The organism is Duganella sacchari, assembly GCF_900143065.1.
GTDB classification, from domain to species: domain Bacteria; phylum Pseudomonadota; class Gammaproteobacteria; order Burkholderiales; family Burkholderiaceae_D; genus Rugamonas; species Rugamonas sacchari.
Map to the genome: position 1 here is coordinate 48,241 of NZ_FRCX01000011.1, position 25,058 is coordinate 73,298.

The window sequence follows — 25,058 nt, forward strand, 5'->3', positions numbered from 1 at the left end:
GTAGCAAAACACAGAGCGAGCGCAAGCAAATTTAACCTTCACGGCCCCAATGGTTGTAGCGCCGCAATATAGGAAAAAACAAGCTAGTTCTAATCAACAAATTTAACAAATTCCTCGACGCGCATACGTTCCGTGATCAAAGAATTCTCAACCTTGGTCATATCTGCAACGCCAAGCGCCATGCCGCACACCACCGTTTCCTTGTCCGGCAACGCCAGTTGATCGCTGATAATGCGGTGATATTGCGTGAACGCGGCTTGCGGGCACGTGTCCAGTCCGCGCGCACGCGCCGCTACCATGATGTTCTGCAAAAACATGCCGTAGTCCAGCCAGGAGCCCTGCTCCATGATGCGGTCGATGGTAAAGATCAGACCTACCGGAGCACCGAAAAATTCATAATTGCGGCCATGTTGGGCAGCCATGCCAGCTTTGTTGTCGCGCGTCAGGCCCAGCAGTGCATATAAATCCCAGCCGACCTTGCGGCGCCGGTCGATATACGGCGAGACCCACTCCTGCGGATAGTAGGCATATTCTTCCGTGTGCTGTTTCGCCAGTTCTGGATTGTTATGTGCGGCCAGAATGGCCGAAGACAACTGCTGCTTGCGCTCACCTTGCAGCACATACACTTTCCATGGCTGCGTGTTGGTACCGGATGGCGCGCGGCCGGCAACTTGCAAAATCTGCACTATGTCTTCGTGCGCGACCGGCGTCGGCAAAAAAGCGCGCAGGGAGCGGCGGGAGGTAATTGCATCGTCAACGGCCTGCTGTTGAGGGGTAGAAATCATGCTGTCTCGCTTCTTTATTTTTTGACCACGAAAATCACGCCGGCCACAGCCAGCACCATACCAGCAATGCCGAGGACATTAAAAGCCTCGCCAAACATCAGCCAGGCCATGATGGCGGTGGTCGGCGGCGTCAGATACATCAGGCTGCTGACTTGCGTGGCGTCATTGCGGCGTATCAGTGCAAACAGCAGGAAGATGGCGCCTATCGACAAGCCCAGTACCGACCACAGCAACGCACCAATAAAGCGCGGCGTCCAATGCACCGCAGCAAAATCCGGGCCCAGCCCGTCGAAAATCACGGCCAGCGGCAACACCAGCAGCAATGATGCAGTGAACTGTATGACCGTACCGACGCGCAGGTCGAATTGCGGGCAATGGTGTTTCTGGTACAGCGTGCCGGCCGTGATGGAAAGCAGTGCACCCACGCACAACAAAATGGCAACGGCCGACAAACCAAGCAATTGAATCTTGGCAGCAACCACCAGCGCCACGCCGCCTATGCCAAACAACAAGCCCAACCACTGGCGGGGACGCACTTTCTCGCCAATCAAGGGCGCGGCAAACGCCGTCAGAATCGGCTGCATGCCAACGATCAGCGCCGACAAACCAGCCGGCATGCCCTGTTTGATCGCGCACCAGACACCGATCAGATAACCGGCTTGCACCAGCAACCCGGCAAATGCAATATGGCCAATCTTGCCACGCGGCCAAGGCGCTTTCAGCAGCAGTACGGCCGGAACCAGCAAGACCAGCACGCCCAGAAAGCGCAGCAGCAGGAACGTCAGCGGCGGCGCATAAGGCAGGCCGAACTTCGCCACGATGAAGCCGCTGCTCCACAACAGCACAAAAAACAACGGTAACGGCCACAAAAAGCTGGCGTGCCGGGCGGTCGGCACGGTGTGAGGCGTATCGGGCATGAATGCGGCTTGTGATCTAAAAGGCGATCAGCGCTGACTTTCTACGCTGACTCAGGAGGGTTTGAGTCTAACACGGCACGTCGTTTCCCATGGGCAGCCCGCTAATTTGCTCACTTTTTGGCAATAGTTCTACCTTGAAATATTTCTGGCAGCTGAACAAATGGTGCTTTGATGCAATGCACAAAAAATCGCTTGACTTAATTTCTGAAGGCCGTAAAATCGGGTTTGTTGCGATGCACAATTCGTTGTTCGGTCTGAAACGTAGTTTGGCTGTTTCTCACCGACGGTAGAGACTGGCAGTATTCCTCAATGACTATTTTTCCTGGAGAACTAAATGTTTTCGATTCCTGAGCAATTCTCGAATGCGACCAAAGCTAATTTCGAAGCCCAATTCGCTATTTTCTCGACGCTGACCAATAAAGCCTTTGAAGGTGTAGAGAAATTCGTTGATCTGAACCTGACCGCCGCCAAAGCATCGCTGGAAGAATCGTCGGCCACCACCAAGCAATTGCTGTCGGCTAAAGATCCACAAGAATTCTTCTCGCTGGCTGCTGCTCAAGCACAACCTAGCGCTGAAAAAACCATCGCTTATGGCCGCCACCTGGCAACCATCGCCACCAGCACCGGCGCAGAATTCAGCAAAGCTGCTGAAACCCAAATCGCAGAAACCAACCGCAAAGTTATTTCGCTGGTTGAAGAAGTCAGCAAAAACGCACCGGCCGGTTCGGAAAACGCTGTTGCCCTGTTTAAATCGGCAATCGGCAATGCAAACGCCGGCTACGAGCAATTCACCAAAACTGCTAAGCAAGCAGTTGAATCGCTGGAAAACAATCTGAGCGCCGCAGTAAATCAATTCTCCGCTGCTGCCGCCAAAGCTGCTCCAGTCAAGAAATAAATCGATTTAATCCGGCACGGTAGGGTGCCGGATTAACTGATTAAAAAGCCCCGGTCATGCCGGGGCTTTTTTTTATTTGTACCACCTGCCCTTCTCACGCCAGAAACCGGCTTATACGTGCCAATTTTTAGCATGGTGCAGACAATAAAAAAGCCGCACATGGCGGCTTCTTCATAGGCGAGACGGAATTATTCGCCGAGGTAGGCAGCTTTGACGCGCGGGTCGTCCAGCATGTCCCAGGCATCGCCACTCATGGTGATATTGCCGGAGTCCATGACATAACCTCGGTGGGCTGCCTGCAATGCGAGTTTCGCATTCTGCTCAACCAGCAGAATCGTAATTCCCTCTTTCGAGACATTACGAATAACCTCGAAAATCTTTTCCACCATGATAGGCGATAAACCCATCGACGGCTCATCCAATAACAGCAATTTAGGGTGGCACATTAATGCACGCGCCATGGCCAGCATTTGCTGTTCACCGCCGGATAAAGTTCCTGCCAATTGTTGTGCGCGCTCTTTCAAACGTGGAAATACATCGAACCATTTCGCAATATCTGCTTCCACCCCGGCTTTATCATTACGGGTATAAGCACCCATCATCAGGTTTTCATGGATGGTCATGCGGGTAAATACGCCACGACCTTCCGGCACCATCGCCAATTTCTTTTCCACCAGATGAAAAGATTTAGTGCCTTTTAAATGTTCGCCTTGATAAGTAATTGTGCCTTCGACTTTACATGGCGGCAAAGTACCGGTAATGGCTTTCAGCGTTGTGGTTTTACCGGCACCATTGGCGCCAATCAGCGCGATTAACTCGCCCTTGTTTACCTCCAGATCGATACCTTTGACGGCCTTGATGCCGCCGTATGCGACTTTCAGTCCCGATACTTTTAGAACGTTGTCGCTCATTAGTGCGATCCTCCGAGGTAGGCGTCAATCACTGCCTGATTACTTTGTATTTCAGCGGGCAAGCCTTCGGCAATCGGCTTGCCATATTCCAGTACCATCAGCCGGTCGCACAGGCCCATCATCATCTTGACGTCGTGTTCAATTAACAACACGGTCTTGCCCTGCTGCTTGATCTTGACCAACAACTCACGCAGCGCGAGTTTCTCGGTGGCATTCATACCGGCAGCCGGTTCGTCCAATGCCAGCAGTTGCGGATCGGTCGCCAAGGCGCGCGCAATTTCCAGACGGCGTTGATCGCCGTAGGACAGGAATTTGGACGTGCGATTCGCAAACTGGCCAATCCCGACAAAATCCAGCAGTTCCTGCGCACGCTGGCGGATCGACGCCTCTTCGTCACGCGCCGCCTTGTGGCGGAAAATCGCGCCAAACACACCCTGCTTCGAGCGCACATGCCGCCCCACCATGACGTTTTCCAGCGCCGTCATCTCGCCAAACAGGCGGATATTCTGGAAGGTACGGGCAATGCCGGCCTTGGCCACCGCATGCGGCGCCGACGGCGAATACGGCTTGCCGGCCAGCTCGAAAGTGCCAGTGTCCGGCTGGTACAGGCCGGTAATCACGTTAAAGAAAGTGGTTTTGCCGGCGCCGTTGGGCCCGATCAGGCCATAAATCTGGCCTTTCATGATCTTGATGCCAACATCCGTCAGCGCCTGCAGGCCGCCGAAACGCTTGTTGACGCCAGCGATATGGAGAATTACCTGTTCAGTCATTGTTGTCTCTTCCTCAAGCCGCGATCACGCCGGACGATTGATTCTTGGTGTCGGAATCGCCATCCGGGCGATCTTCATGCTTGGGCGCGGGCCACAGACCAGCCGGCCGGTTCAGCATGATGAGCACCATGGCCAGGCCGTACAGCAGCTGGCGCAGCACCTCCGCCTCGATCAGCACGTGGCCGAACAGTTTTTCCTGCAGCGGTTCCACCACGTGACGCAGCACTTCCGGCAGGGCCGCCAGCAGCGCACCGCCCATGATGACGCCAGGAATGTGGCCTATGCCGCCCAGCACCACCATCGCCAGCACCGCAATCGACTCGGTCAGCGAGAACGACTCCGGCGACACAAAGCCCTGGAACGAAGCAAACATAGCGCCAGCGACACCGCCAAACGAGGCGCCCATCGAGAAGGCCAGCAGTTTGACGTTGCGGGTATTGATGCCCATGGCCTTGGCAGCGATCTCGTCTTCACGGATTGCCACCCAGGCGCGGCCCAGACGCGAATGCTGCAGGCGCGAGGTCACAAACACCACGGCAATGCACAAGATCAGGAACAGGAAGTAGTAGGCATTCACCGACGGCATGCCGTAGCCACCGATGAACACGGTGGCGCGCGAACCCGCTTCGCCGGCCAGATTCACGCCAAACACCTTGATCGGGTCGATCATATTGATGCCTTGCGGACCGTTGGTGAAGTTGATCGGCTCGTTCAGATTGTTCATGAAGATACGGATGATCTCGCCGAAGCCCAGCGTCACGATGGCCAGGTAATCGCCGCGCAACTTCAGCGTCGGCGCCCCCAGCAGCGCACCGAAGAACGCCGCCAGCGCCGCCGCCAGCGGCACAATCAGCCACACCGACAGGTGGATGCCGTTTTGCTGAATTTCCGGCCCCAGCAGCGCAATCAGCGAGTCGCCCAGCACTGGATACTGGTTGATGACCGATTCCAGCAAGGTCGCAAACTGCGGCGAGGACAGCAGGCCGGCCAGATACGCGCCCACTGCATAAAACGCGATATAGCCCAGGTCCAGCAGGCCGGCGAAGCCCACCACAATATTCAGTCCCAGCGCCAGCATGATGTACAGCAGCGCCATATCGGCGATGCGGACCCACGAATTGCCAAACTGTGAAGCCGCGAACGGGAAGATCAGCAGCAGCGCCAGCAACAGCGCCATGCTGGTGTAAGCCTTGCGCGGCTCGCGGGAGGTGTCAAAACTCAGAATCGCCATGATGTCGCCTCCTTACGCACGGTCTGCCACGCGCTCGCCCATGATGCCGGACGGCCGTACCGTCAGCACCAGGATCAGCACCACAAACGCAAAGATGTCCTGATAGTGGCTGCCCAGGAAGCCGCCCGTCAGGTCGCCGATATAGCCCGCGCCCAGGCTCTCAATCACTCCCAGCACGATGCCACCCAGCATGGCGCCATAAATATTGCCGATGCCGCCCAGCACCGCCGCGCAGAACGCCTTGAGGCCCGGCAGGAAGCCCATCGAGAACTGGATCGACGCATAGTTGGCGCCCCACATCACGCCAGCCACCGCCGCCAGCGCCGCGCCGAGCGCAAACGTGGCGATGATGACCTTGTTCGAATCCACGCCCATCAGACCGGCAACGCGCGGATTTTCCGCCGTGGCGCGCATCGCGCGGCCCATGCGGGTCTTTTCCACCAGCAGCACCAGGCCGGCCATCGACACCAGCGCCAGCGCCAGCAACAGAATTTGAGTTGGGGAGATCAGCGCACCACCGATGGAGATAGGATCAGATGGCAGCAGTTGCGGGAAAGGCAGCGGGTTGCGGCCCCAGATCATCATGGCAAAGGTGTTCAGCAAGGTCGATACGCCAATCGCGGTAATCAGCGGCGCCAGACGCGGCGCATTGCGCAGGCTGCGGTAGGCGACACGCTCGATAATCACATTCACGATCATGCAAACAGGAATCGCGCCACCAATCGCAATCGCCAGCTTGATGTAGCCGGGTAAATCCGGCGCATGCTGATTCAGCAGGTTAAGAATGGTCAGGCCCGTCATCGCGCCGATCATGAGCACATCGCCGTGAGCGAAGTTAATCAGATTCAGCACGCCGTACACCATGGTGTAGCCCAGCGCGACCAGTGCATACATGCTGCCCAGCACCAGCCCGTTAATGATTTGTTGGATAAAAGTATCCATGCTTTGCCTTTACCTATTGTTATGCGTCCATGTAACAAAAACGGCACCCGGGTGTCCCCGTAGTGCCGCCGTTGACTACACGTTCACGATGCAAGTTTCATGCCTGATCGGTGTCTCCGCCATCCCGGTTTTATAAGCCGAAACGACAACTTTTTAGAGCGAAGCAAATAATAGCGAGATTTCCGAAAAACTAATCGTGGAATAACGCCCGCGAAGGTGAATTATATTCCGCTTCGCGGGTAACAGGTTTAGGCAGCGCCCTCCACTGGTGCAACTTTTTGTCCGTCCAGACCTTTCGGCAACGGGAACGTGACATTCTCTTCCACGCCTTCCAGCGGACGCACGCTGCGCACGCCCAAGGCCTTCAAGCGGTCGATGACGGCCTGCACCAGCACTTCCGGCGCCGACGCACCGGCCGTCACGCCCACGCGCAGCTTGCCGTCCAGCCAGGCCGGATTGATCTGCGTGGCGTTGTCCACCATGTAGGCCGGCGTGCCTTTCTTCTCCGCCACTTCGCGCAGGCGGTTGGAATTCGAACTGTTCGGGCTGCCCACCACTATCACCACCTCCACTTGCGGCGCCATGAACTTCACGGCTTCCTGGCGGTTGGTGGTGGCGTAGCAGATGTCACCCTTTTTCGGTTCGATGATGGCCGGGAACTTGCGCTTGAGCGCGTCAATGATGTCAGCCGTGTCGTCCACCGACAACGTGGTCTGCGACACATACGCCAGCTGGTCCGGCTTGGTGACTTGCAGCTTTTCCACGTCTTCCACGGTTTCCACCAGATACATGCCCTCGTCGGTCTGGCCCATGGTGCCTTCCACTTCCGGGTGGCCGTCGTGACCGATCATGACGATCTCGCAGCCCTGCTTGCGCATCTTGGCCACTTCCACGTGCACCTTGGTGACCAGCGGGCAAGTGGCGTCAAAGATGCTGAAACCGCGCGCATCCGCCTCCGCGCGTACCGCCTTGGACACGCCGTGCGCCGAGAACACCAGCGTCTGGCCGGCCGGCACTTCGCTCAGATCTTCGATAAAGACAGCGCCCTTGGCGCGCAGGTCCGCCACCACGTAGGCGTTGTGGACGATTTCATGGCGCACATAAATCGGCGCGCCAAACTGCTGCAGTGCGCGTTCGACAATTTCAATCGCGCGGTCAACGCCGGCGCAGAAGCCGCGCGGCTGGGCCAACAGGAGTTCTTTATCGCTCATGCGTTCCTCACAGCACCGAGATCAGTTGGACTTCAAACTTCAACGGCTGGCCGGCCAGCGGGTGGTTAAAGTCAAATAAGCAGGTTTCCTGGCCCAGTTCGCGCAAGATGCCGGCAAAGCGGCCACCGCCCGGCGCGGCGAAGTCGACCAGATCACCGATCTTGTAATCGGCATCGGGCGCCGAATTGGCGTCCAGCGTGGCGCGGCTGACTTCGCGGATCAGCTCCGGGTTGCGCGGACCGAAGCCGACACCCGGCTCCAGCTCAAACGTCTTGTGCGTGCCTTCCGGCAAGCCGATCAGCAGCGCTTCCAGCACCGGCGCCAGCTGGCCCTGGCCCATCAGCAGCGTGGCCGGCGTGGTGGCAAAAGTGGTGACAATATCGGCGCCATCCAGCGAGGCCAGACGATAGTTCAGGGTAAGGTAGGACGACGCGGTGACGACAGGTTGCTCGTTAGACATGACTTAAGCTTCGTTGAACTGACAAAGGCCATATTGTAAGCCACCTTTGATCCTCCTCGCCTTCTCTCGTCGCCGCTGATGCAAAGTGAGGGACGTTTTAAGGAGAATCATCATGCGCATCATCGACTGGCCGCAAGAAAAACGTCCGCGCGAGCGCTTGATACGCGAAGGCGCACAGGCGCTCTCCGACGCCGAACTGCTGGCCATTTTCCTGCGTACCGGCGTCTACGGCAAGGATGCCGTGCAGCTGGGGCAAGAGATGATGCACCGTTTCGGCTCCCTGCAGCAGCTGTTTGGCGCCAGCCTGGAAGAATTCAGCGCCGTCAAAGGGCTGGGACCGGCCAAGTTCACCCAGTTGCAGGCCGTGATGGAACTGGCGCGCCGGGCCATCCTCGAGGAAATCAAGGCCGGCACCACGCTCAGTTCGCCGCACGCGGTCAAAGACTATCTGCGCGTCACCTTTGCCGCCAAGTCCTTCGAATCCTTCCACGTCTTGTTTCTGGACGTGAAAAACCGCCTGATCGACGCCAAGGAAATGTTTCGCGGCACGCTCACGCACACCTCGGTCTACCCGCGCGAAGTGGTCAAGGAAGCGCTGGCCCGCAACGCCGCCAGCGTGATGCTGGCCCACAACCACCCGTCCGGCACGCCCGATCCCAGCGAATCCGACCTGTTGCTGACACGGGCACTGATGCAGGCGCTGGCCTTGGTGGACATCCGCATCCTCGACCATTTTGTGGTCGCCGGGCATCAAGTGCACTCGTTTGCCGAGCATGGTCAGCTCTAGGTTTACCCCTATGCGCTCAAGGGTTTACGAACGAATTCACAATTGTTAAATTTATTCATAGATTAAAGACACAATTGTTTTTCGTAAGTGATTGAAAAAGCTGATTTTTTTGGATATACTCTTGTTTTTCCAATTTTGGAATGTCTTTTAAGGAGTGCGTTATGGCACGTGTTTGCCAAGTAACTGGGAAGAAGCCGATGGTCGGCAACAATGTTTCCCACGCAAACAACAAAACCAAACGTCGTTTCCTGCCTAACCTGCAGAACCGTCGTATTTTTGTTGAATCTGAAAACCGCTGGGTTTCCCTGCGTCTGTCCAACGCTGGTCTGCGTGTAATCGACAAGGTCGGCATCGATGCCGTTCTGGCCGACATGCGCGCCCGTGGCGAAAAAGTCTAAATAGGGAGCTATCATGGCGAAAACTGGCCGCGACAAAATCAAACTGGAATCGACCGCAGGTACGGGTCACTTCTACACCACCACCAAAAACAAGCGCACGATGCCTGCTAAAATGGAGATCACCAAGTTTGATCCTAAAGCACGCAAGCACGTGATCTACAAAGAAACCAAGATCAAGTAATTGCTCTTCGCTTCTCCGAAAAAGCCACTCTCCGAGTGGCTTTTTTATTACCCCAACTCCGGGGTCAGGTCCGTCATTTCTACACAAGCTCGACATTAACGCAGCGTTATGGTTGAGGTCGTGTAGAAATGACGGACCTGCCCCCGGAATGTGACCCTGGAATGAAAAATGGCCCCGTAGGGCCATTTTTTGTTTGCGCGGTGTTGCTTTATGCGTAGCTACGCAGGCGCAGCGAGAAGTCTTGCAGGGATTTGATGCCGGACGCTTCCGCGCGGTTGCACCAGTCTTGCAGCTTGTGCAGCAGCTGGTCGCGCGTGAAGTGCGAACGTTCCCAGATCACGCCCAGTTCGACGCGCATATTGTGCATGGTTTCCAGCGCTTTGCTGTGCTGGAACAGTTCGGACAGCTGCTCCTGCTGCGGCGCTTCCAGCTTGCCCGGCTCGCGCTGCAGCAGCTTGCGCGACGATTTCAGGAAGCGCGCTTCCAGCTGGGCCTTGTCTTTCAGGTGCTCCAGCTCTTCTTTCCAGGCGCTCTTGATCGATTTGGCGTACTTGGCCATCACGTCGTAGCGGTTGGCGATCACCGATTGCAGTGTGTCGAAGTCGGCTTCCAGTTTGCCTTTGGCGAACTTCGGCTCCGGTGCGCGTTTTTTCACTTTGGCCAGGCCCACCATTTCCAGTGCACGGATGTAGCCCCAGCCGATGTCAAACTCGTACCACTTCGACGACAGCTTGGCAGAGGTGGCAAAGGTGTGGTGGTTGTTGTGCAGCTCTTCGCCGCCGATCAGCAGCCCCAGCGGGATGATGTTGGTGGCTGCGTCGGCGCAATCGTAGTTGCGGTAGCCCCAGTAGTGGCCGATGCCGTTGATGATGCCGGCGGCGGTAATCGGGATCCACAGCATCTGCACGGCCCACACGGTAATGCCGATCACGCCAAACAGCGCGACGTTGATGACCAGCAGCGACGCCACGCCCAGCGCGCTGTGGCGGGTGTAGACGTTGCGCTCCATCCAGTCGTCCGGCGTGCCATGGCCGTACTTTTCCATGGTTTCCTTGTTCTTCGATTCCGCACGGTACAGCTCGGCGCCTTCCCAGAACACTTTCTTGATGCCGCGCGTTACCGGGCTGTGCGGATCTTCTTCGGTATCGCACTTGGCGTGGTGTTTGCGGTGGATCGAGGCCCACTCCTTGGTCACCTGGCCCGTGGTCAGCCACAGCCAGAAACGGAAGAAGTGGCTGACGATAGGATGCAGGTCCAGCGCGCGGTGCGCCTGGCAACGGTGCAGGTATATCGTCACGCTGGCGATGGTGATGTGGGTCACCACCATGGTGTAGAAGAATACTTCCCAACCTGTGAAACGGGTGATGCCGTTCGACAGGAAATCCAATACTGCGTATAAACTCATTACTACTCCAACCAAGATTGTATTTTTTACAGGCGTGCGTCGCCCGCCGTTCCGACTTTTGGACGATATTGTACGACGAATTAACCCGGATTTGAGGAAGCGTTCCCTCAATCACTGACTATTCCTTAAGCACGGTCGTGCTTTCTTGCCCAGTCACGGGCGTCGGCACCGGCCCCAGAATGCGCATCTCCCGTTGCGGGAATGGGACAGAGATATTGTTTTCCTTGAGCGCGCGCCAGATCGCGCGGTTGACGTCGGAAGTCACGCCGCCGCGGCCGTTTTCCGGATCGCTAATCCAGAAGTTGACGGTCAGGTCCAGTCCGTCCGCGCCAAAAGTGGTCAGGTTCACCGACGGCGGTTTATCTTTCAGCACGCGTTCCACCGACAGGGCGGCATCCGTCAGCAGCTGGATGGCGAAATCGACATCGGTATCGTAAGCCACCGACACCTTGGTTGAAATATTCACATTGCTGTTGGACAGCGAGGAGTTCTGCACCGCGCCCGACACCAGCATCTCGTTAGGCACGATGGATTCCATGCCATCCAGGCTTTGCAGCACGGTGTAGCGCGTATTGATCTGCGTCACGCGGCCGCTGTATTTATCGACCGTAATCATGTCGCCGATGGTCAGGCTGCGGTCCAGCAGAATCACAAAGCCCGACACGTAGTTGCTGGCGATCTTCTGCAAACCCAGGCCCAGACCCACACCGAGCGCGCCGCCAAACACCGACAGCACGGTGAGGTCGATGCCCACCAGTGACAGGCTCATCAACACCGAAACCAGGATCAGCACGGCACGCGCCGTGCGCGACACCACCACGCGCAGATTGGTGTGCATGCCCTGCACTTTCATGAGCCATTCTTCCAGCGCCGCACCGGCCCACAGCGCCAGCATCAGCAGCACCACCACGGAGGCGCTGGCCTGCAGGATATCGGCCACCGTCACCCTGTGCTTGCCCACTGGCAGCGTGGTGTTTTCCAGGATGTCGAGCACATCCACCCACATGCCCGTCACGTACAGCACGAAGGCCAGCCACACCAGCAACTGGAACACTTTTTCAAACGCCAGCATGGTAGCGCTGATGGTGCGGCCATTGCGCGCAAATACACGGCGGATCAGGTAGAAGGTAAAGCGGATCACCACCAGCGAGCCAAAAATCGGCTGGGCGACATCCAGCCAGTTGACATGGAAGTGATATTTGCGCAGCGCCAGGCGGGCAAGCGCCAGCAGCACCACCACCATCAGCGGCGCCATCACGCGGCCGAAACTCTCGACACCAAAGCCCAGCACGCCGCTATGCACTTCCTGTCGGCCGAAGCGCTTCTTCAACAGCCGGGCCATGCCAAAGCCAATCACCACCGATACGATGATGGCGGCCAACTGCCACAGCACTCTAGGATCGCTGAGGTCGCCGGTAAGGTCTTCGATGAGGTTAATGAGTGGCTGTTGTTGCATTGGATTCAAGTCTGAATGGTTGAGGTGCGTAGCTTAACAAAAAGGCCGGAGAAGTGAACTGACCCCAAATAGTTGGACAGTTTAGTTTGCTAGGAAGCCAAGGGCTGAGTTCTGTATTGCACAGGACTCAGCCCTTTTAGTTTCTGTTTAATTCGAATGTGATTGTAGTAGTAGATGTACTCACTGATACTGGTTTCGAGTTGGTCCAGATTGGTGAAGCTCTCCAGGTAAAACATCTCGGACTTAAGTGTGCCAAAGAATGATTCCATCGCCGCGTTGTCATGGCAATTGCCTTTTCTGGACATGCTTTGAGTGAGTTCACGTTGTTGGAGTTGTCGTCGGTATGCTGGCATTTGGTACTGCCAGCCCTGATCCGAATGGAGCAGCGGACGTTCCATTGGATGTAGTTTGCTGAACGCTTTCTTGAGCATTGAGTCTAGATCAAAGCTTGGGCGCCGGGCCATCTGAAACGCCACGATTTCATCGTTGTACAAATCAAGTATCGGCGACAGATAAAGTTTATTCGCTCCGACCCGAAATTCGGTGACGTCCGTAACCCACTTCTCATTTGGCGCATCGGCCCTAAAGTGGCGCTTCAGGACATTGGGGGAAATGGCACTGATTTCGCCCTTGTAGGAGCGGTATTTCTTGGGGCGTACTAGTGACTTAAGCCCCATCTCGCCCATCAGTCGTTGAACCTTTTTGTGATTGATCACCATGCCTTGCTGCTGCAAGCTCGCCGTCACGCGACGATAGCCGTAGCGGCCCTTGTGAGTATGATAGAGCTCGCTGATCTGGAGCTTCACAGGCTGATGGCGGTCGCCAGCAGTGATAAGTTTGACCTGATAGTAGAACGTACTGCGCGCCAACTGAGCGATCTGCAGTAGTTCCGTCAAGGGGAAGTCTAGCCTTAGTTCGAGGATGACTTGCGCTTTTTCCCGTGCGCTGCCGTCTGATTCGCCTGAACCAAGGCTTGCAACTTTTTTCGGTAAGCCAACTCCATTCGCACGTGGTTCAGCTCTGCAATGAGCTCTTCACGTGATTTCTCCTCATCCTTCTTCGGCTCTGGTTGTGGTAGCGATGTGGGCATTTTGGGACGTCCTCGCGGTCGTGATACTAGTCGAGCCAAGCCTCCAGCCCGGTATTCGCGCTCCCACACACCGAGAATGCCAGAGTTGCGGATGTCAAATTGGGCTGCGGCTTGACTGTACGAGAGCCCATTATTCCACATGTGCTGTAGTACTTGCAGCCGGAACGCCGCATCATAAAGGCTGTGCTTCTTACGCAGACCATCGGCACCGTGGACTTGGTAGGCGGCTACCCAGCTCCTTAACCTCCGCCTTGAAACACCATAGCGTCGCGCTACGAGTTCGAAACCTTGCGTTCCCGTGATGTATGCCTTGACTGCTTTTAACTTGAGCCGAACATCGTATTTGGTCATGAAAAAACCCCGAAAGTTGGTGTCCAACTTTCGGGGTTCAGTTCAAAAGCTCCGGCCTTTTGACTTACTCTGCGTCTTCTTCCTTGGCCTTTTTCGGCATCGGCTTGCGCTCGAATACCGCGGCAAAGAAGCCGTCGGTCTGGTGCTTGTGCGGCAGCAGCTTCAGGTAGTCGCCCATTTCCAGCTCGATCTTCTGCTCGGCCAGCGCCTGGTGCATCGGGATCAGTTCGAAGTCCGGGTGGGTTTCCAGGAATTGCTTGGCGATGAAGTCATTCTCGTCTTCCAGCACCGAGCAGGTCGCATAAACCAGGCGACCGCCGCCTTTGACCAGGCGCGCGGCGCCGTCCAGAATCGCTGCCTGCTTGATTTGCAGTTCGCCGATGGCGCTTGGCTGCTGGCGCCATTTCACGTCCGGATTACGGCGCAAGGTGCCCAGGCCCGAGCAAGGTGCATCGACCAGCACGCGGTCGATCTTGCCGGCCAGGCGCTTGATCTTGGCGTCGCGCTCGTGCGCGATCACCACGGGATGCACGTTCGACAGGCCACTGCGCGCCAGGCGTGGCTTCAGCTTGGTCAAACGCTTTTCCGACACATCGAACGCATACAGGCGACCGGTGTTGCGCATGGTCGCACCCAGCGACAGCGTCTTGCCGCCAGCGCCAGCGCAGAAGTCCACCACCATCTCGCCACGCTTGGCCGCCACCAGCGCCGACAGGATCTGGCTGCCTTCGTCCTGCACTTCGATATGGCCATCCTTGAACAGCGGCAGGTTTTGCAGCTGCGGCTTGGTCTGGATACGCAGGCCCAGCGGCGCGAACGGGGTCGGCTCGGCCTTGATTGGCGCTTCGGCCAGCTTGGCGATGACGTCGTCGCGGTTGTCCTTGAGCGTGTTGACGCGCAGGTCCAGCGGCGCCGGCTTGTTCATGCCGTCAGCCAGCGCCAGCGTTTCTTCTTCGCCCATTTGCTCGACCAGCTTGTCGAACAGCCATTTCGGCATGTTGGAACGGCTGGACTTGTGCATCAGCTTGCGGTCGATTTCCATGATGCGGGTGACCCACGCCACTTCATCTTCGGACACGCCGCCCAGCGACTCCAGGCCGACCGCATCGGTCATGCCCAGCAGCGTCAGGCGACGCATGGTGGCGCCGCCGCCCTGCTCGGAGAAGTCGGTGTAGAAGTTCTTGTTGCGCAGCACGTTGTACACGCACTCGGCAATGGCGCCGCGCTCGCGGCCGCCCAAGCGGGGGTGATCTTTAAAATAGCGCGACAGGGTGGTGTCGGCTGGCGCGGCAAAGCGCAAAATCTCGCGCAACACTTCTTCGGCGTTGGCGAGTATCGCTGGAGGCAATCTCATGGAATTCCTTGGTTAGTTTTACTGGCTGTGGTCCACCTGGACCGCGCCCGCTGCTAGCGTCAACCTGTCTTCTACAAACCAGCGCACGGCGCGTGGATAAATGACATGTTCCTGCGCCAGCACCCGGGCTGACAGGGTTTCGACCGTATCTTCCGGCAGCACTGGCACCGGGGCCTGCAATACCATCGGCCCGTGATCGAGTTCGGCCGTTACAAAATGCACCGTGGCGCCATGTTCCTGCACGCCGGCGGCCAGCGCCTGCGCATGTGTCGCCAGGCCAGGGAACAGCGGCAGCAGCGACGGATGGATATTGAGCATGCGTCCCGCGTAATGCGTGACGAACGGCTCGGTCAGGATGCGCATGAAACCGGCCAGCACCACCAGATCGGGCGCAAAGCCGTCAATCACAGTCTGCAGGGCGGCGTCGAACTCGGCGCGGCTGGCGTAATCCTTATTGGCCACCACCGCCGTGGCGATACCGTGCTCGGCAGCAAAGCTCAGGCCGGGCGCATCGGCACGGTTGCTGATAACGGCGGCAATCCGGGCCGGCCAGCCCTCGGATGCGAGCGCATGCACGATCGCTTCCATGTTGCTGCCACGACCGGAAATAAGGATGACGATGTTTTTCATAACCCGGCATTGTACCTTGTCCACAGGCTCAGGGCCACTCCAACGGCAAGATATGTTGCAATGCAGCAGGCAAGGCGTGACCGTGGCAGCCCGCTGCGCCACTGGCGCACGGCGTGCCGCGGCTTACTCGAACGAGTAAAACACGCGGAAAGGAACTTTTTTGTCGGCCCAGTAATCAGCAGCGTCACGGAAGACGTCCAGCAGGGTTTCCCTTGCTTCCTTGTCAAATTTCTGGGTGTTGGGCAGTTGCTCCAGGACGATCAGAAAGCCCGTATGTTCGCCGCTGGCCTTGAACATGGTGTCGGTCAGCGTTTCACGCAGCCCGTCGAAGTTCTTGCCTACACCTTTGGGAAACTGGAACGATTCCGAAATAATGCCGAGTACTTGCTGTTTGGTGGCACCGGCGATGCAGTGCGCATACAGGAAGTGCTGGCCCAGACGCGCTGCTTCCTCCTGCAGCTCTACCACGCGGAAGGCGCGGATCGATTGCACAAGATTGGGCGGCACGCTCATCAGCAAGCTCATGTTCCCCTCAACTTGACCCGGTACGTACGGAGTGTCCACTTTGCTGTCAGGTGTGCCTAATTTGTGTATTAAAGAGTAAATAATTTGAGCACCTGTCCACTAAACATGGCCAGCAGGTCGGCGCCAGCCATTCAATCCCATACGCATATTAGGGTAACGTGTTGTTCCTTCCAGATCAACACGTATGTGATGTCTAACGCAATATTTGTTAAAAACAGAAGATTTTTGCTGGTTTTAGGGGCCAAATCGGCACAATTCACCCTCAGGAAACCGAATAACGCGGCTGTTACAATTTGTTGCCACAGATACCAGTCTGGCACTAGCCGAGGCCAGTCAGCCGGATTACCATAGGCATCATGCGATATCAGAATTTCCCTGATAGACACCCTGAACGATAAATGAGGTACCAAATGAACTTGCAAGCTAAATTGATCGCATCGGCCCTGTGCCTGAGCGCCTTGCCTTTTGCACAAGCTGCCGATTTTGAAGATTTCGGCCGCGTGGTGCGCGTCACCCCGCAAGTGGAACAGATCAACCGTCCGCGCCAGGAATGCCGCACCGAATACGTCCAGGTCCAGCAGCCTGCGCCGCAGCGCAGCGTGGGCGGCGCCATCATCGGCGGTCTGGTCGGCGGTCTGGCCGGTAACCAGGTTGGCGGCGGCACGGGCCGCTCGGTGGCCACCGCAGCCGGCGCCATCGCTGGCGCGCTGGTCGGCGACCGCGTCGACAATTCCGATACCCCAAGCAGCGGCGGCGTCCAGGAACAGGCGGTGAAACAGTGCCGCACCGTGGATCACTGGGAATCGCGCACCTCGGGCTATGAAGTGACCTACGATTACCGTGGCCGCAACTACACCAACATCATGTCCTACGACCCGGGCGAGCGCGTGCGCCTGCGCGTGGTGGTCGAACCGATGCAGCGTTAATCGGGCAGCCTCTCTCCTCCCGCCTCAATGCCGGCCTTGCGCCGGCATTGTTGTTTTCAGATAATGCCGGTTCACCTCCTGCCCCCACCTGTCCAATGTTAATCAAACGCAAATCCATCGAAAAAGTCGAATCCTCGCGCCCGGCCTCGGCGCCAGCGCCCGCCAAGGTGCGCAAGCCCAAATACGCGCCCGTGACGCTGTCGGAGCTGGATGGTGTGCGCTATCTGCATTTCGGCACGGAATGGGTGCAGGGCGCCATGCGCCTGCGCAAGCCCAACTGGCCAGAGCTCGAATACGCCCAGCAGATGATGGCGTGGATGCTGTGGCTGGAGCAGCCCCGGCACATCACCCAGCTGGGCCTGGGTACGGCCGCGCTGACCAAGTTCTGCTACGCCAGCTTCCCCGCGGCACAGGTCACGGCAATTGAACTGAATCCGTCCGTCATCACGATCTGCGAGTCCATGTTCAAGCTGCCGCCCAACGACGAGCGCCTGCAGGTGCTGGAGATGGATGCGCTCGACTACGTCAACGACAAAGCCCATCACGGCACGCTGGACGTGCTGCAGGTCGACCTGTACGACGCCACCGCGCGCGGCCCGGTGCTGGACACGCCCGAGTTCTACCAGGCCTGCAACAGCTGCCTCAGCGACGATGGCGTGATGACCGTCAACCTGTTCGGCGACCACCCCAGCTACGCTCGCAATCTCAAGGCCATGAAATTCGCGTTCGCGCAGGTGATTTGCCTGCCGCAGGTACATGATGGTAACGTGGTTGCGATCGCCTTCCGGCGCGAGCGCAAAATCGACCTCGCCGCACTGACCGGGCGGGCCGCGCAGATCGTTGCCGACACCAGGCTGCCGGCGAAATCCTGGGTCAAGGGCATCGCCAGCAGCATGAAGTAAATCCTTTTTGAAAGGTGGCCGCAAGATGAGTTCAGTCCCAACCACGACGAGCAAAGCGGCCCCACTCGACCTGCAGCAGATCTACACCTGGCTGCTGGCCGACGGCATGATACGCAAGGCCGAGGTCAAGGAGCTGTACGCGCAGAGCCAGGCCATCCTCAAGAACACCAGCGGCTATATGCATCCCTTGTGCGCGGTGGCACATGCCAAGCTGCTGTCGGCGCAGCCGCCGCACAAGATGCTGACGCTGGACGCGCTGTGCGAATGGCTGGCGCAGCGCGTCGGCCTGCCCTTCATCCGCATCGATCCGCTGAGGATTGATTTCACCAAGGTGGCGGACGTCATGTCGGCCAGCTACGCGGCGCGCTTCAACATCCTGCCGGTGGAACTGAATGCCGACACGCTGGTGGTGGCCACCGCCGATCCCTACTCGCACGAGTGGGAAGCGGAAATCGCCAAGATCTCGCGCCGCGTGGTGCGGCAGGTCATCGCCAACCCGCTCGACATCGCGCAGTACATCACGCAGTTCTTCAGCCTGGCCAAGTCGATCAAGAAGGCCAACAAATCCAGCGGCAACGACCTGGCCCTGCGCAACAACTTCGAACAGCTGGTCGAACTTGGCAAGAGCAACAAACAGGTCGATGCCAACGACCAGCACGTCATCAACATCGTCGACTGGCTGTGGCAGTACGCGTTTGAGCAGCGCGCCTCCGACATCCACCTGGAACCCAAGCGCGACATGGCGGCGATCCGTTTCCGCATTGACGGCGTGCTGCACCAGGTCTACCAGGTGCCGGCGGTGGTGATGATTGCCATGACCGCGCGCATCAAGCTGCTGGGGCGCATGGACGTGATCGAAAAGCGCCGCCCGCAGGACGGCCGCATCAAGACGCGCACGGCGGGCGGCCAGGAAGTGGAGCTGCGCCTGTCCACGCTGCCCACCGCGTTTGGCGAAAAACTGGTGATGCGTATTTTCGATCCTGACGTGGTGGTCAAGACCCTGCCCGAACTGGGCTTCCCCGAAGACGACGCTGAACGCTGGGACGCCCTGACGCAGCGGCCGCACGGCATCATCCTCGTCACCGGCCCGACCGGCTCCGGCAAGACCACCACGCTGTACACCACGCTCAAGGCGCTGGCCACGTCCGAGGTCAATGTCTGCACCGTGGAAGATCCGATCGAGATGGTGGAGCCGGCGTTCAACCAGATGCAGATTCAGTCCAGCATCGACCTGACCTTTGCCGACGGCGTGCGTGCGCTGATGCGGCAGGACCCGGACATCATCATGGTCGGCGAGATCCGCGACCTGGCCACGGCCGAAATGGCGATACAGGCCGCGCTGACGGGCCACCTGGTGCTGTCCACGCTGCACACCAACGACGCGCCGTCGGCCGTCATGCGCCTGCTGGAACTGGGCGTGCCTTACTACCTGCTCGAAGCCACGCTCATTGGCATCATGGCGCAGCGCCTGGTCCGCACGCTATGCGCCGACTGCAAAACCGCCGGCGGCGAACTCAGTGACGATATCTGGGCCAGCCTCGCCGGCGAATGGAATCTGTCGAAGCCCGCCACCATCTACAAGCCTGTCGGCTGTCCCGAATGCCGCCAGACCGGCTATCGCGGCCGCACCGGTCTGTATGAACTGCTCACCGTCACCGAGGCCTTCAGCGCGCAGGTGCAGGAGGAAACCGACATCCAGGCGCTGCGCCGCCAGAGCATGGCCGACGGCATGAAACCGCTGCGCATCGCCGGCGCGCTCAAGATACAGGAAGGCGTCACCACCGCCGATGAGGTGCTGAAAGCGACCGCCGCGCTGGGCATGAAATAAAAAAGCGCTTTGCAATTGCCGCGAGGCTGTATATAATACGGCCTCTTTCGGGGGTCGTTAGCTCAGCTGGTAGAGCAGCGGACTTTTAATCCGTTGGTCGCAGGTTCGAATCCCGCACGGCCTACCACCGAATTCCTAAAAAGGCTTCCATCTGGAAGCCTTTTTTCATTTACGCCTTCGCGTCCTCCTTGTACATCCCCGCAAACTTCAGGCCGAAATACAGAATGAAGGCGTAGCACGCCGCCGGCACCAGGAAGGAACGCTGCGGTCCCATCGCATCCGCCAGCACGCCCTGTATGAACGGCACCACGGCGCCGCCCACAATCGCCATGCACAGAATGCCGGAGGCCTGGCCGGTACGGCTGCCCAGGCGATACAGCGCCATGCTGAAGATGGTCGGGAACATGATGGAATTGAACAGACCGACCGCCAGTATCGCCCACATCGCCGTCTGGCCCTGGCCAAAGATCGCCACCAGGATCAGCACCATGGTGCTGGCCGCATTGAAGGCCAGTGCCTTGCCCGGGCTGACATAGCGCATCACGGCAAAGCCGATGAAGCGGCCGATCATGGCGCCGCCCCAGTAGTAGCTGACGTAATGCGCCGCTGCTGCTGGCGTCAGACCGGCAATCTCCGGCTCGCCGAGGAAGTTGATGAGGAAGCTGCCGATGCTCACCTCGCCGCCCACATACAGGAAAATGCCAATCGCGCCCAGCAACAGCGGCGGATGCGTCAGCACCGAACGCTGCGACTCACTGTCAGCCTGCGGCGTCGCCTCCTCTGCATGGTCGATTTTCGGCAGGCGGGCAAACGCGAACATCAGCGCCAGCAACAGCAGCGCTGCGGCCAGCGCCAGGTAAGGACCTTGCACACTGGCGGCCTGCGTCGCGCGGTACGCGGCCTGCTGCGCCGGTTCCATCTGCGCCAGTTCCGCCACGCCCAGCGTGCTTTCCGACAGAATCAGAATGCCGCCCAGCGTCGGCGCCACCGTGGTGCCCAGCGAGTTGAATGCCTGCGTCAGCGTCAGCCGGCTCGATGCAGTCTGCGGTGCGCCCAGCACGGTCACATAGGGATTGGCAGCAACCTGCAAAATCGTAATCCCCGACGCCAGCACGAAGAAGCCAAACAGGAACAGCGCATAGCCGCTCTTCGATGCCGGATAGAACAGCGCACAGCCGATGGCCGCCGTAATCAGGCCGGCTACCGCGCCTTTCTGGTAGCCGATCTTGCGGATCAACATACCGGCCGGCAGCGATACCAGGAAGTAGGCGCCGAAGAAGCAGAACTGCACCATCATGGCCTGTACGTAGCTCAGCGTGTACAGCGCCTTCAGGTGCGGTATCAGCACGTCGTTCAGCGCCGTGAGCAGTCCCCACATGAAGAACAGCGTGGTGATGATGACCAGCGGCCCGGTGTTGCCGGTCTGCGCGTGCGACGCGTGCAGCGGGGTGCGCTGCGAAATGTGTTCCATACGGGAGTCTCCAGTCGTATTGTTATCAATCGTTTTTTATCGCTGGTCCGCTTACGGCGCAGCATCGGCAGGTGGACGCGGCAGGTCACGGCCATGCGTGCCCCAGCCCGCCGTATCCGGCTGCGGCGACAGGCGGAATTCCAGCTTGCCAGCAGCTTGCAGCTGCTCCCAGTCCAGCCACACGCGCGACTGCGCACGGCCATCCACGCTGACTGACTGCACGTAGCTACGCTCGCCCGGTTTGGCGGCAGGCGCCTCGATACGCAGCGTACGGCCTTTCGGCAGATCGATCTCGGCGCGTGCAAAGCGCGGTGCATGCAACAGGAAGCGACCGCTGCCTGGCGCGTCCGGATAAATGCCCAGCGCGCTGAACAGATACCACGCCGACATCGTGCCCAGGTCATCGTTGCCCGTCACGCCGCCGGGACCATTGCCGAACAGCGTTTCCGCCGCGCGCAGCACGGTAGTGGTCTTCCACGGCTGGCCCATTAGCGTGTACATCCACGGCGCGTGCAGGTCAGGTTCGTTGTTCGGGTTGTAGCGGAACTGGCTGTAGTAGCTATAAGGTCCCACCACCCACGACTTGCGCACGGCGCCTGGATCGGTCACCAGCGCATCATGGTCAAAGAACAGGTCCAGACGTTGCAGCGCCTGCTTCTGGCCGCCCATCGCTGCGGCCAGGCCAGGCACATCCTGCCCAACCAGCCACTGGTATTGCCACGCCGTGCCTTCGTGGAAGCCACGCTCGCTGCGTGGATCGTAAGTGCCATCGACGTCAGAGAACCAGCCGCCATCGATCTGGCGCGGACGCGGGAAGCCGCGCAGGCCAGTCGGCGCATCGACCACGCTCGCATCCCACACATTGCGCCAGTTGAGCGCGCGCTGCTCCAGCAGCTTGGCGTCATCGGCATGGCCCAGCGATTTGGCCATCACCGCCAGTGCGCTATCCGCCAGCGCATATTCCAGCGTGGACGAAGCGCCGTGGTGCGGATCGACGTCCATGCCTTTGGAGATGAAGCTGCGGTCATACTGCACATAGCCTTTGCTCAGGTAATTCAGATTACCTGCGCGGCCCTGCGCACGTATCCCATGCGGCGGCACGCCAAACGCGTTCTCGCGCAGCGCGGTGTAGGCTTCCGCCTCGCGTCCTTTCAGTGCGCCATAGCGCCACAGGTCCACCAGGAATGGGGTGACCGGATCGCCCGTCATGATGTTGGTCTCGAAGTTGGCGTAACCCCAGCGTGGCAGCCAGCCGCCCTGCTCGCGGATCTTCAGCACCGAATTGGCGATATCGCGTGCGCGCTGTGGACGCAACAGCGCCAGCAGCTGGTTCTGCGCGCGGTAGGTATCCCACAGCGAGAAGTATTCGTAGTAAGTCCAGTCCCTGGCGGTATGGATGGCGTTGTCGTAGCCGCGATAACGGCCGTCCACATCATTGCCCGTCATCGGCTGCAGCAGCGCGTGGTACAGGGCCGTGTAGAACACCGTGCGGTCATCATTGCTGCCGCCCAGGATACGCACGCTGTTCAGCTCACGCTGCCAGGTAGCCTGCGCCTGCTTGCGCATGGCGTCAAAGCCCAGCACCTGGCCGCCGGCCATGCCTTCCGCCTTGAGGTTGGCGCGGGCGCCTTCGATGTCCACGTGCGAGATCGCGCTGACCGCCGTTACCGCCGTGCCGCGCTTGAGATCAAAACTCAGCCACACGCCATGCGGGCGGGCCTCGCCCTGCTGGCTGGGACCACGCGCGCCCGGCCAGCCGCCACGGTCATCCCAGACGCCGTGCGTGACGAAAGGCTGGTCAAACGTGATGCGGAACCAGGTGGTGTACTGGGCGCCGCCGCAGAAGCTCTTGGTGGTGATCTTGCCTTCCACACTGCGGTCGTCCAGCACCTGCACTTCACTGCCGACCACCGAATGGCGCTCATTGGCCTGGCCCACGTTGAGCAGCACGTGGCCGGTGGTGGTGCCGGCGGCAAACGTATAGCGTTCGGCCGCCGCGCGCGTCAGCGCAGTCGCTTCGGCCGTGATGCCGCCATAGCTGGACAGCTGCACCTTGTAGTAGCCCGCCTGCCCCACTTCGCCGTCATGGCTGTAAGTGGCGGCATAGCGCTTGTAATCGAAGCTGGCGGCCTTGCCGGTATCGAAGTCGCCGCCCGGGCCGATCAGCCCCGTCACCGGCAGTACCTGTAGCTGGCCGCCCTGCTCCCAGCAGCCGGCGCCGGAAATATACGAGTGGCCAAAGCCGCGGATGCGCGCATCGCTGTAACGATAGCCGGCGTAGTGTTCGCTGGTCGGGCTGACCTGGATCATGCCGAACGGCGCCGACGCACCGGGGAAGGTATTGCCTTCGTCCTGCGTGCCGATGAAGGTGTTGACCGGCGTGGCGTCAAGCGGCGCGGCGCCATGCGCGGCGGGCAGCATGAACGCCGCCAGCAACGTGCTCAGGCTGACGAAGCGTGAATGGGAAAACATGAACATGGTTACAGCTCCTTTCATTACGCTGACGCCAGGGACGCAGCGGGTGGGCCTCGTCGCGGCAGGCGCGCGGCGAGGCTGCAAAAGTTCGGGAAAGCGTGGCTTGCGGCTGGCGCGCTAGTCCTCACTGCTCTCGCGCACGACCATCTCGACCGGCACCGTGATCTGCGACGGTTCCTCGTCGGCCTTGTTGAGCAACAGCTCGACGCCGGCGCGGCCCAGCGCCTCCTTGTCCACGCGCACGGTGCTGAGCGGCGGAATCGCGGCGGCCGCAGCGGCGATGTCGTCGAAGCCGACGATGGCGATGTCATGCGGAATCTTGAGGCCCTCGCCAAGGCAGTACTTCATGACCGCCAGCGCGGTGCTGTCGTTGTAGCAGAACACGGCATCGGCACGCCGGGGCAGGCTCAGCAGGTTGCGCATGGCTTCCATCACGCCCTCATCGCCTTCGCCCATGGTGGGCACCACCACTTCCAGATCGGGGTCGGCGTGGACCTTGGCGTCAAACAGCGCCTGGCGGAAGCCGCGGTTACGCTGCTGGATACTGTAGTGCGCCAACGAACCGGACAGCATGGCGATGCGCTTGCGGCCGCAGCGCAGCAGGTGCTGGGTGGCCAGATAGCCGCCGCGCATATTGTCGGGATTGACCGAGGTAAAACCGCGCCGGTACATATCCACCAGCACCAGCGGTTTGCCAACCTGCTGCAGCGCGGTCAGCACTTCGGGTTCGAAAAAACCCGCGCACAGGATCGCATCGGGCTGGTGCAGCCGGATCTGGTCCAGCACCGGTTCCGCCGGGCCGACCACGATGAAGGACAGCGCAATGCCTTCGCGCCGGCAAGCCTCTTCCGCACCATGCAGCACAGCCGAAAAGAACGGGCTCGATGCCAGCGTGTTGTGCTGGCTGTGCAGCAGGAAGGCAATCCGGCGGATGCGTCCCTTCTTCAGCTGCGAGAAGTCATACCCCAGGCGCAGCGCGGCCTCGCGCACCGTGTTGCGCGTCGTTTCCGTCATGCCAGCCTGGTTTTTCAGCGCCCGCGATACGGTGCCGATCGACAGTCCGGTGGTCTGCGCAATATCACGCAGCGTAACCTGGCTCACAGCTGCTCCTTGGCGCAATGCGTCCGGCTGTGCAGCGAAATCAGGTGCATAAAAGT

General features: G+C 59.2%; 24 protein-coding genes and 1 tRNA gene. 8 read left to right on the plus strand and 17 right to left on the minus strand.

The features are described from left to right. Positions 1–89 precede the first annotated feature (89 nt). Both BUA36_RS22470 and BUA36_RS22475 read right to left on the minus strand, forming a co-directional pair. Positions 90–785: a nitroreductase gene (locus BUA36_RS22470; RefSeq protein ID WP_072787633.1), complete on the minus strand. Its 696-nt coding sequence runs from the start codon at positions 783–785 to the stop codon at positions 90–92. Positions 786–799: 14 nt separating this feature from the next. Beyond that, positions 800–1,702, minus strand: a complete 903-nt coding sequence (locus BUA36_RS22475; RefSeq protein ID WP_072787636.1) for a DMT family transporter — start codon at positions 1,700–1,702, stop codon at positions 800–802. A 334-nt stretch (positions 1,703–2,036) separates the two neighbouring features. Between BUA36_RS22475 and BUA36_RS22480 the strand changes: the two genes are divergently transcribed. Further along, positions 2,037–2,597, plus strand: coding sequence for a phasin family protein (locus BUA36_RS22480; RefSeq protein WP_072787638.1), 561 nt, complete (start codon positions 2,037–2,039; stop codon positions 2,595–2,597). 188 nt (positions 2,598–2,785) lie between these two features. Here BUA36_RS22480 and BUA36_RS22485 read toward each other — a convergent pair whose 3' ends face one another. The 6 genes from BUA36_RS22485 to BUA36_RS22510 all read right to left on the minus strand — a co-directional run bounded on the left by BUA36_RS22485 (position 2,786) and on the right by BUA36_RS22510 (position 8,122). Continuing rightward, positions 2,786–3,508 carry an ABC transporter ATP-binding protein gene (locus BUA36_RS22485; protein WP_072787640.1) on the minus strand — a complete coding sequence of 241 codons (723 nt, stop codon included), beginning with the start codon at positions 3,506–3,508 and terminating at the stop codon, positions 2,786–2,788. Next, positions 3,508–4,278, minus strand: coding sequence for an ABC transporter ATP-binding protein (locus BUA36_RS22490; RefSeq protein WP_072787642.1), 771 nt, complete (start codon positions 4,276–4,278; stop codon positions 3,508–3,510). The genes BUA36_RS22485 and BUA36_RS22490 overlap by 1 nt, the downstream gene beginning before the upstream one ends. 13 nt (positions 4,279–4,291) lie before the next feature. After that, a complete protein-coding gene (locus BUA36_RS22495) occupies positions 4,292–5,509 on the minus strand; it encodes an ABC transporter permease subunit (RefSeq protein ID WP_072787644.1) in 1,218 nt (405 codons plus the stop codon). A gap of 12 nt (positions 5,510–5,521) precedes the next feature. Beyond that, positions 5,522–6,451, minus strand: coding sequence for a branched-chain amino acid ABC transporter permease (locus BUA36_RS22500; protein ID WP_072787646.1), 930 nt, complete (start codon positions 6,449–6,451; stop codon positions 5,522–5,524). A gap of 248 nt (positions 6,452–6,699) precedes the next feature. Then, the gene (ispH, locus tag BUA36_RS22505; RefSeq protein ID WP_072787648.1) at positions 6,700–7,662 is read right to left on the minus strand and encodes a 4-hydroxy-3-methylbut-2-enyl diphosphate reductase; all 963 of its coding nucleotides are present in this window, start codon (positions 7,660–7,662) and stop codon (positions 6,700–6,702) included. A 7-nt stretch (positions 7,663–7,669) separates the two neighbouring features. Continuing rightward, positions 7,670–8,122 carry an FKBP-type peptidyl-prolyl cis-trans isomerase gene (locus BUA36_RS22510; protein ID WP_072787650.1) on the minus strand — a complete coding sequence of 151 codons (453 nt, stop codon included), beginning with the start codon at positions 8,120–8,122 and terminating at the stop codon, positions 7,670–7,672. 112 nt (positions 8,123–8,234) lie between these two features. Between BUA36_RS22510 and radC the strand changes: the two genes are divergently transcribed. From radC to rpmG, 3 genes are all read left to right on the plus strand, one after another. Further along, a complete protein-coding gene (gene radC, locus BUA36_RS22515; RefSeq protein WP_072787653.1) occupies positions 8,235–8,909 on the plus strand; it encodes a RadC family protein in 675 nt (224 codons plus the stop codon). A 161-nt stretch (positions 8,910–9,070) separates the two neighbouring features. After that, a complete protein-coding gene (rpmB, locus tag BUA36_RS22520; RefSeq protein WP_008451488.1) occupies positions 9,071–9,307 on the plus strand; it encodes a 50S ribosomal protein L28 in 237 nt (78 codons plus the stop codon). Between the two features lie 13 nt (positions 9,308–9,320). Then, a complete protein-coding gene (rpmG, locus tag BUA36_RS22525; protein ID WP_005665735.1) occupies positions 9,321–9,488 on the plus strand; it encodes a 50S ribosomal protein L33 in 168 nt (55 codons plus the stop codon). Positions 9,489–9,696: 208 nt separating this feature from the next. Here rpmG and BUA36_RS22530 read toward each other — a convergent pair whose 3' ends face one another. The 6 genes from BUA36_RS22530 to BUA36_RS22560 form a co-directional block, all read right to left on the minus strand. Continuing rightward, the gene (locus BUA36_RS22530) at positions 9,697–10,893 is read right to left on the minus strand and encodes a DesA family fatty acid desaturase (protein ID WP_072787656.1); all 1,197 of its coding nucleotides are present in this window, start codon (positions 10,891–10,893) and stop codon (positions 9,697–9,699) included. Positions 10,894–11,011: 118 nt separating this feature from the next. Further along, complete coding sequence (locus BUA36_RS22535; protein WP_072787658.1) at positions 11,012–12,349, minus strand: mechanosensitive ion channel family protein; 1,338 nt, start codon at positions 12,347–12,349, stop codon at positions 11,012–11,014. Between the two features lie 89 nt (positions 12,350–12,438). Next, positions 12,439–13,790, minus strand: a protein-coding gene (locus BUA36_RS30450; RefSeq protein ID WP_139260670.1) for an IS3 family transposase whose coding sequence is annotated in 2 segments (ribosomal slippage) — positions 12,439–13,337 and positions 13,337–13,790 — 1,353 coding nt in all. Because the reading frame shifts where the segments join, the coding sequence is not laid out codon by codon here. A gap of 64 nt (positions 13,791–13,854) precedes the next feature. Then, positions 13,855–15,144, minus strand: coding sequence for an RsmB/NOP family class I SAM-dependent RNA methyltransferase (locus BUA36_RS22550; protein ID WP_072787662.1), 1,290 nt, complete (start codon positions 15,142–15,144; stop codon positions 13,855–13,857). A gap of 18 nt (positions 15,145–15,162) precedes the next feature. Continuing rightward, the gene (gene purN, locus BUA36_RS22555; RefSeq protein WP_072787663.1) at positions 15,163–15,774 is read right to left on the minus strand and encodes a phosphoribosylglycinamide formyltransferase; all 612 of its coding nucleotides are present in this window, start codon (positions 15,772–15,774) and stop codon (positions 15,163–15,165) included. Between the two features lie 123 nt (positions 15,775–15,897). Then, the gene (locus BUA36_RS22560) at positions 15,898–16,299 is read right to left on the minus strand and encodes a barstar family protein (RefSeq protein WP_072787664.1); all 402 of its coding nucleotides are present in this window, start codon (positions 16,297–16,299) and stop codon (positions 15,898–15,900) included. Between the two features lie 410 nt (positions 16,300–16,709). On the opposite strand from BUA36_RS22560, the gene BUA36_RS22565 reads away from it, so the two are divergent. From BUA36_RS22565 to BUA36_RS22580, 4 genes are all read left to right on the plus strand, one after another. After that, on the plus strand, positions 16,710–17,225 hold the full coding sequence (locus tag BUA36_RS22565; protein ID WP_072787665.1) for a glycine zipper 2TM domain-containing protein: 516 nt from the start codon (positions 16,710–16,712) through the stop codon (positions 17,223–17,225). 95 nt (positions 17,226–17,320) lie between these two features. After that, positions 17,321–18,127, plus strand: a complete 807-nt coding sequence (locus BUA36_RS22570) for a spermine/spermidine synthase domain-containing protein (protein WP_072787666.1) — start codon at positions 17,321–17,323, stop codon at positions 18,125–18,127. Between the two features lie 25 nt (positions 18,128–18,152). After that, positions 18,153–19,955, plus strand: coding sequence for a type IV pilus assembly ATPase TfpB (tfpB, locus tag BUA36_RS22575; protein WP_072787896.1), 1,803 nt, complete (start codon positions 18,153–18,155; stop codon positions 19,953–19,955). Positions 19,956–20,006: 51 nt separating this feature from the next. After that, a tRNA-Lys gene (locus BUA36_RS22580) sits at positions 20,007–20,082 on the plus strand. A gap of 42 nt (positions 20,083–20,124) precedes the next feature. Here BUA36_RS22580 and BUA36_RS22585 read toward each other — a convergent pair. From BUA36_RS22585 to BUA36_RS22595, 3 genes are all read right to left on the minus strand, one after another. Beyond that, positions 20,125–21,426 carry a sugar MFS transporter gene (locus BUA36_RS22585; RefSeq protein ID WP_072787668.1) on the minus strand — a complete coding sequence of 434 codons (1,302 nt, stop codon included), beginning with the start codon at positions 21,424–21,426 and terminating at the stop codon, positions 20,125–20,127. A 51-nt stretch (positions 21,427–21,477) separates the two neighbouring features. After that, a complete protein-coding gene (locus BUA36_RS22590; RefSeq protein ID WP_084560299.1) occupies positions 21,478–23,904 on the minus strand; it encodes a GH92 family glycosyl hydrolase in 2,427 nt (808 codons plus the stop codon). A 114-nt stretch (positions 23,905–24,018) separates the two neighbouring features. Next, entirely contained in the window at positions 24,019–25,002 is a 984-nt protein-coding gene (locus tag BUA36_RS22595) for a LacI family DNA-binding transcriptional regulator (protein WP_072787672.1), read from the minus strand. Between the last annotated feature and the right edge of the window lie 56 nt (positions 25,003–25,058).

Coding starts and splice junctions, on each gene's coding strand:
- BUA36_RS22590 (WP_084560299.1), bottom strand. CDS start 23,904: ATGTTCATGTTTTCCCATTCACGCTTCGTCAGCCTGAGCACGTTGCTG.
- purN (WP_072787663.1), bottom strand. CDS start 15,774: ATGAAAAACATCGTCATCCTTATTTCCGGTCGTGGCAGCAACATGGAA.
- BUA36_RS22535 (WP_072787658.1), bottom strand. CDS start 12,349: ATGCAACAACAGCCACTCATTAACCTCATCGAAGACCTTACCGGCGAC.
- BUA36_RS22500 (WP_072787646.1), bottom strand. CDS start 6,451: ATGGATACTTTTATCCAACAAATCATTAACGGGCTGGTGCTGGGCAGC.
- radC (WP_072787653.1), top strand. CDS start 8,235: ATGCGCATCATCGACTGGCCGCAAGAAAAACGTCCGCGCGAGCGCTTG.
- BUA36_RS22570 (WP_072787666.1), top strand. CDS start 17,321: ATGTTAATCAAACGCAAATCCATCGAAAAAGTCGAATCCTCGCGCCCG.
- tfpB (WP_072787896.1), top strand. CDS start 18,153: ATGAGTTCAGTCCCAACCACGACGAGCAAAGCGGCCCCACTCGACCTG.
- BUA36_RS22510 (WP_072787650.1), bottom strand. CDS start 8,122: ATGTCTAACGAGCAACCTGTCGTCACCGCGTCGTCCTACCTTACCCTG.
- BUA36_RS22485 (WP_072787640.1), bottom strand. CDS start 3,508: ATGAGCGACAACGTTCTAAAAGTATCGGGACTGAAAGTCGCATACGGC.
- BUA36_RS22585 (WP_072787668.1), bottom strand. CDS start 21,426: ATGGAACACATTTCGCAGCGCACCCCGCTGCACGCGTCGCACGCGCAG.
- ispH (WP_072787648.1), bottom strand. CDS start 7,662: ATGAGCGATAAAGAACTCCTGTTGGCCCAGCCGCGCGGCTTCTGCGCC.
- BUA36_RS22560 (WP_072787664.1), bottom strand. CDS start 16,299: ATGAGCTTGCTGATGAGCGTGCCGCCCAATCTTGTGCAATCGATCCGC.
- BUA36_RS22480 (WP_072787638.1), top strand. CDS start 2,037: ATGTTTTCGATTCCTGAGCAATTCTCGAATGCGACCAAAGCTAATTTC.
- rpmG (WP_005665735.1), top strand. CDS start 9,321: ATGGCGAAAACTGGCCGCGACAAAATCAAACTGGAATCGACCGCAGGT.
- BUA36_RS22470 (WP_072787633.1), bottom strand. CDS start 785: ATGATTTCTACCCCTCAACAGCAGGCCGTTGACGATGCAATTACCTCC.
- BUA36_RS22565 (WP_072787665.1), top strand. CDS start 16,710: ATGAACTTGCAAGCTAAATTGATCGCATCGGCCCTGTGCCTGAGCGCC.
- BUA36_RS22550 (WP_072787662.1), bottom strand. CDS start 15,144: ATGAGATTGCCTCCAGCGATACTCGCCAACGCCGAAGAAGTGTTGCGC.
- BUA36_RS22475 (WP_072787636.1), bottom strand. CDS start 1,702: ATGCCCGATACGCCTCACACCGTGCCGACCGCCCGGCACGCCAGCTTT.
- BUA36_RS22495 (WP_072787644.1), bottom strand. CDS start 5,509: ATGGCGATTCTGAGTTTTGACACCTCCCGCGAGCCGCGCAAGGCTTAC.
- BUA36_RS22490 (WP_072787642.1), bottom strand. CDS start 4,278: ATGACTGAACAGGTAATTCTCCATATCGCTGGCGTCAACAAGCGTTTC.
- rpmB (WP_008451488.1), top strand. CDS start 9,071: ATGGCACGTGTTTGCCAAGTAACTGGGAAGAAGCCGATGGTCGGCAAC.
- BUA36_RS22530 (WP_072787656.1), bottom strand. CDS start 10,893: ATGAGTTTATACGCAGTATTGGATTTCCTGTCGAACGGCATCACCCGT.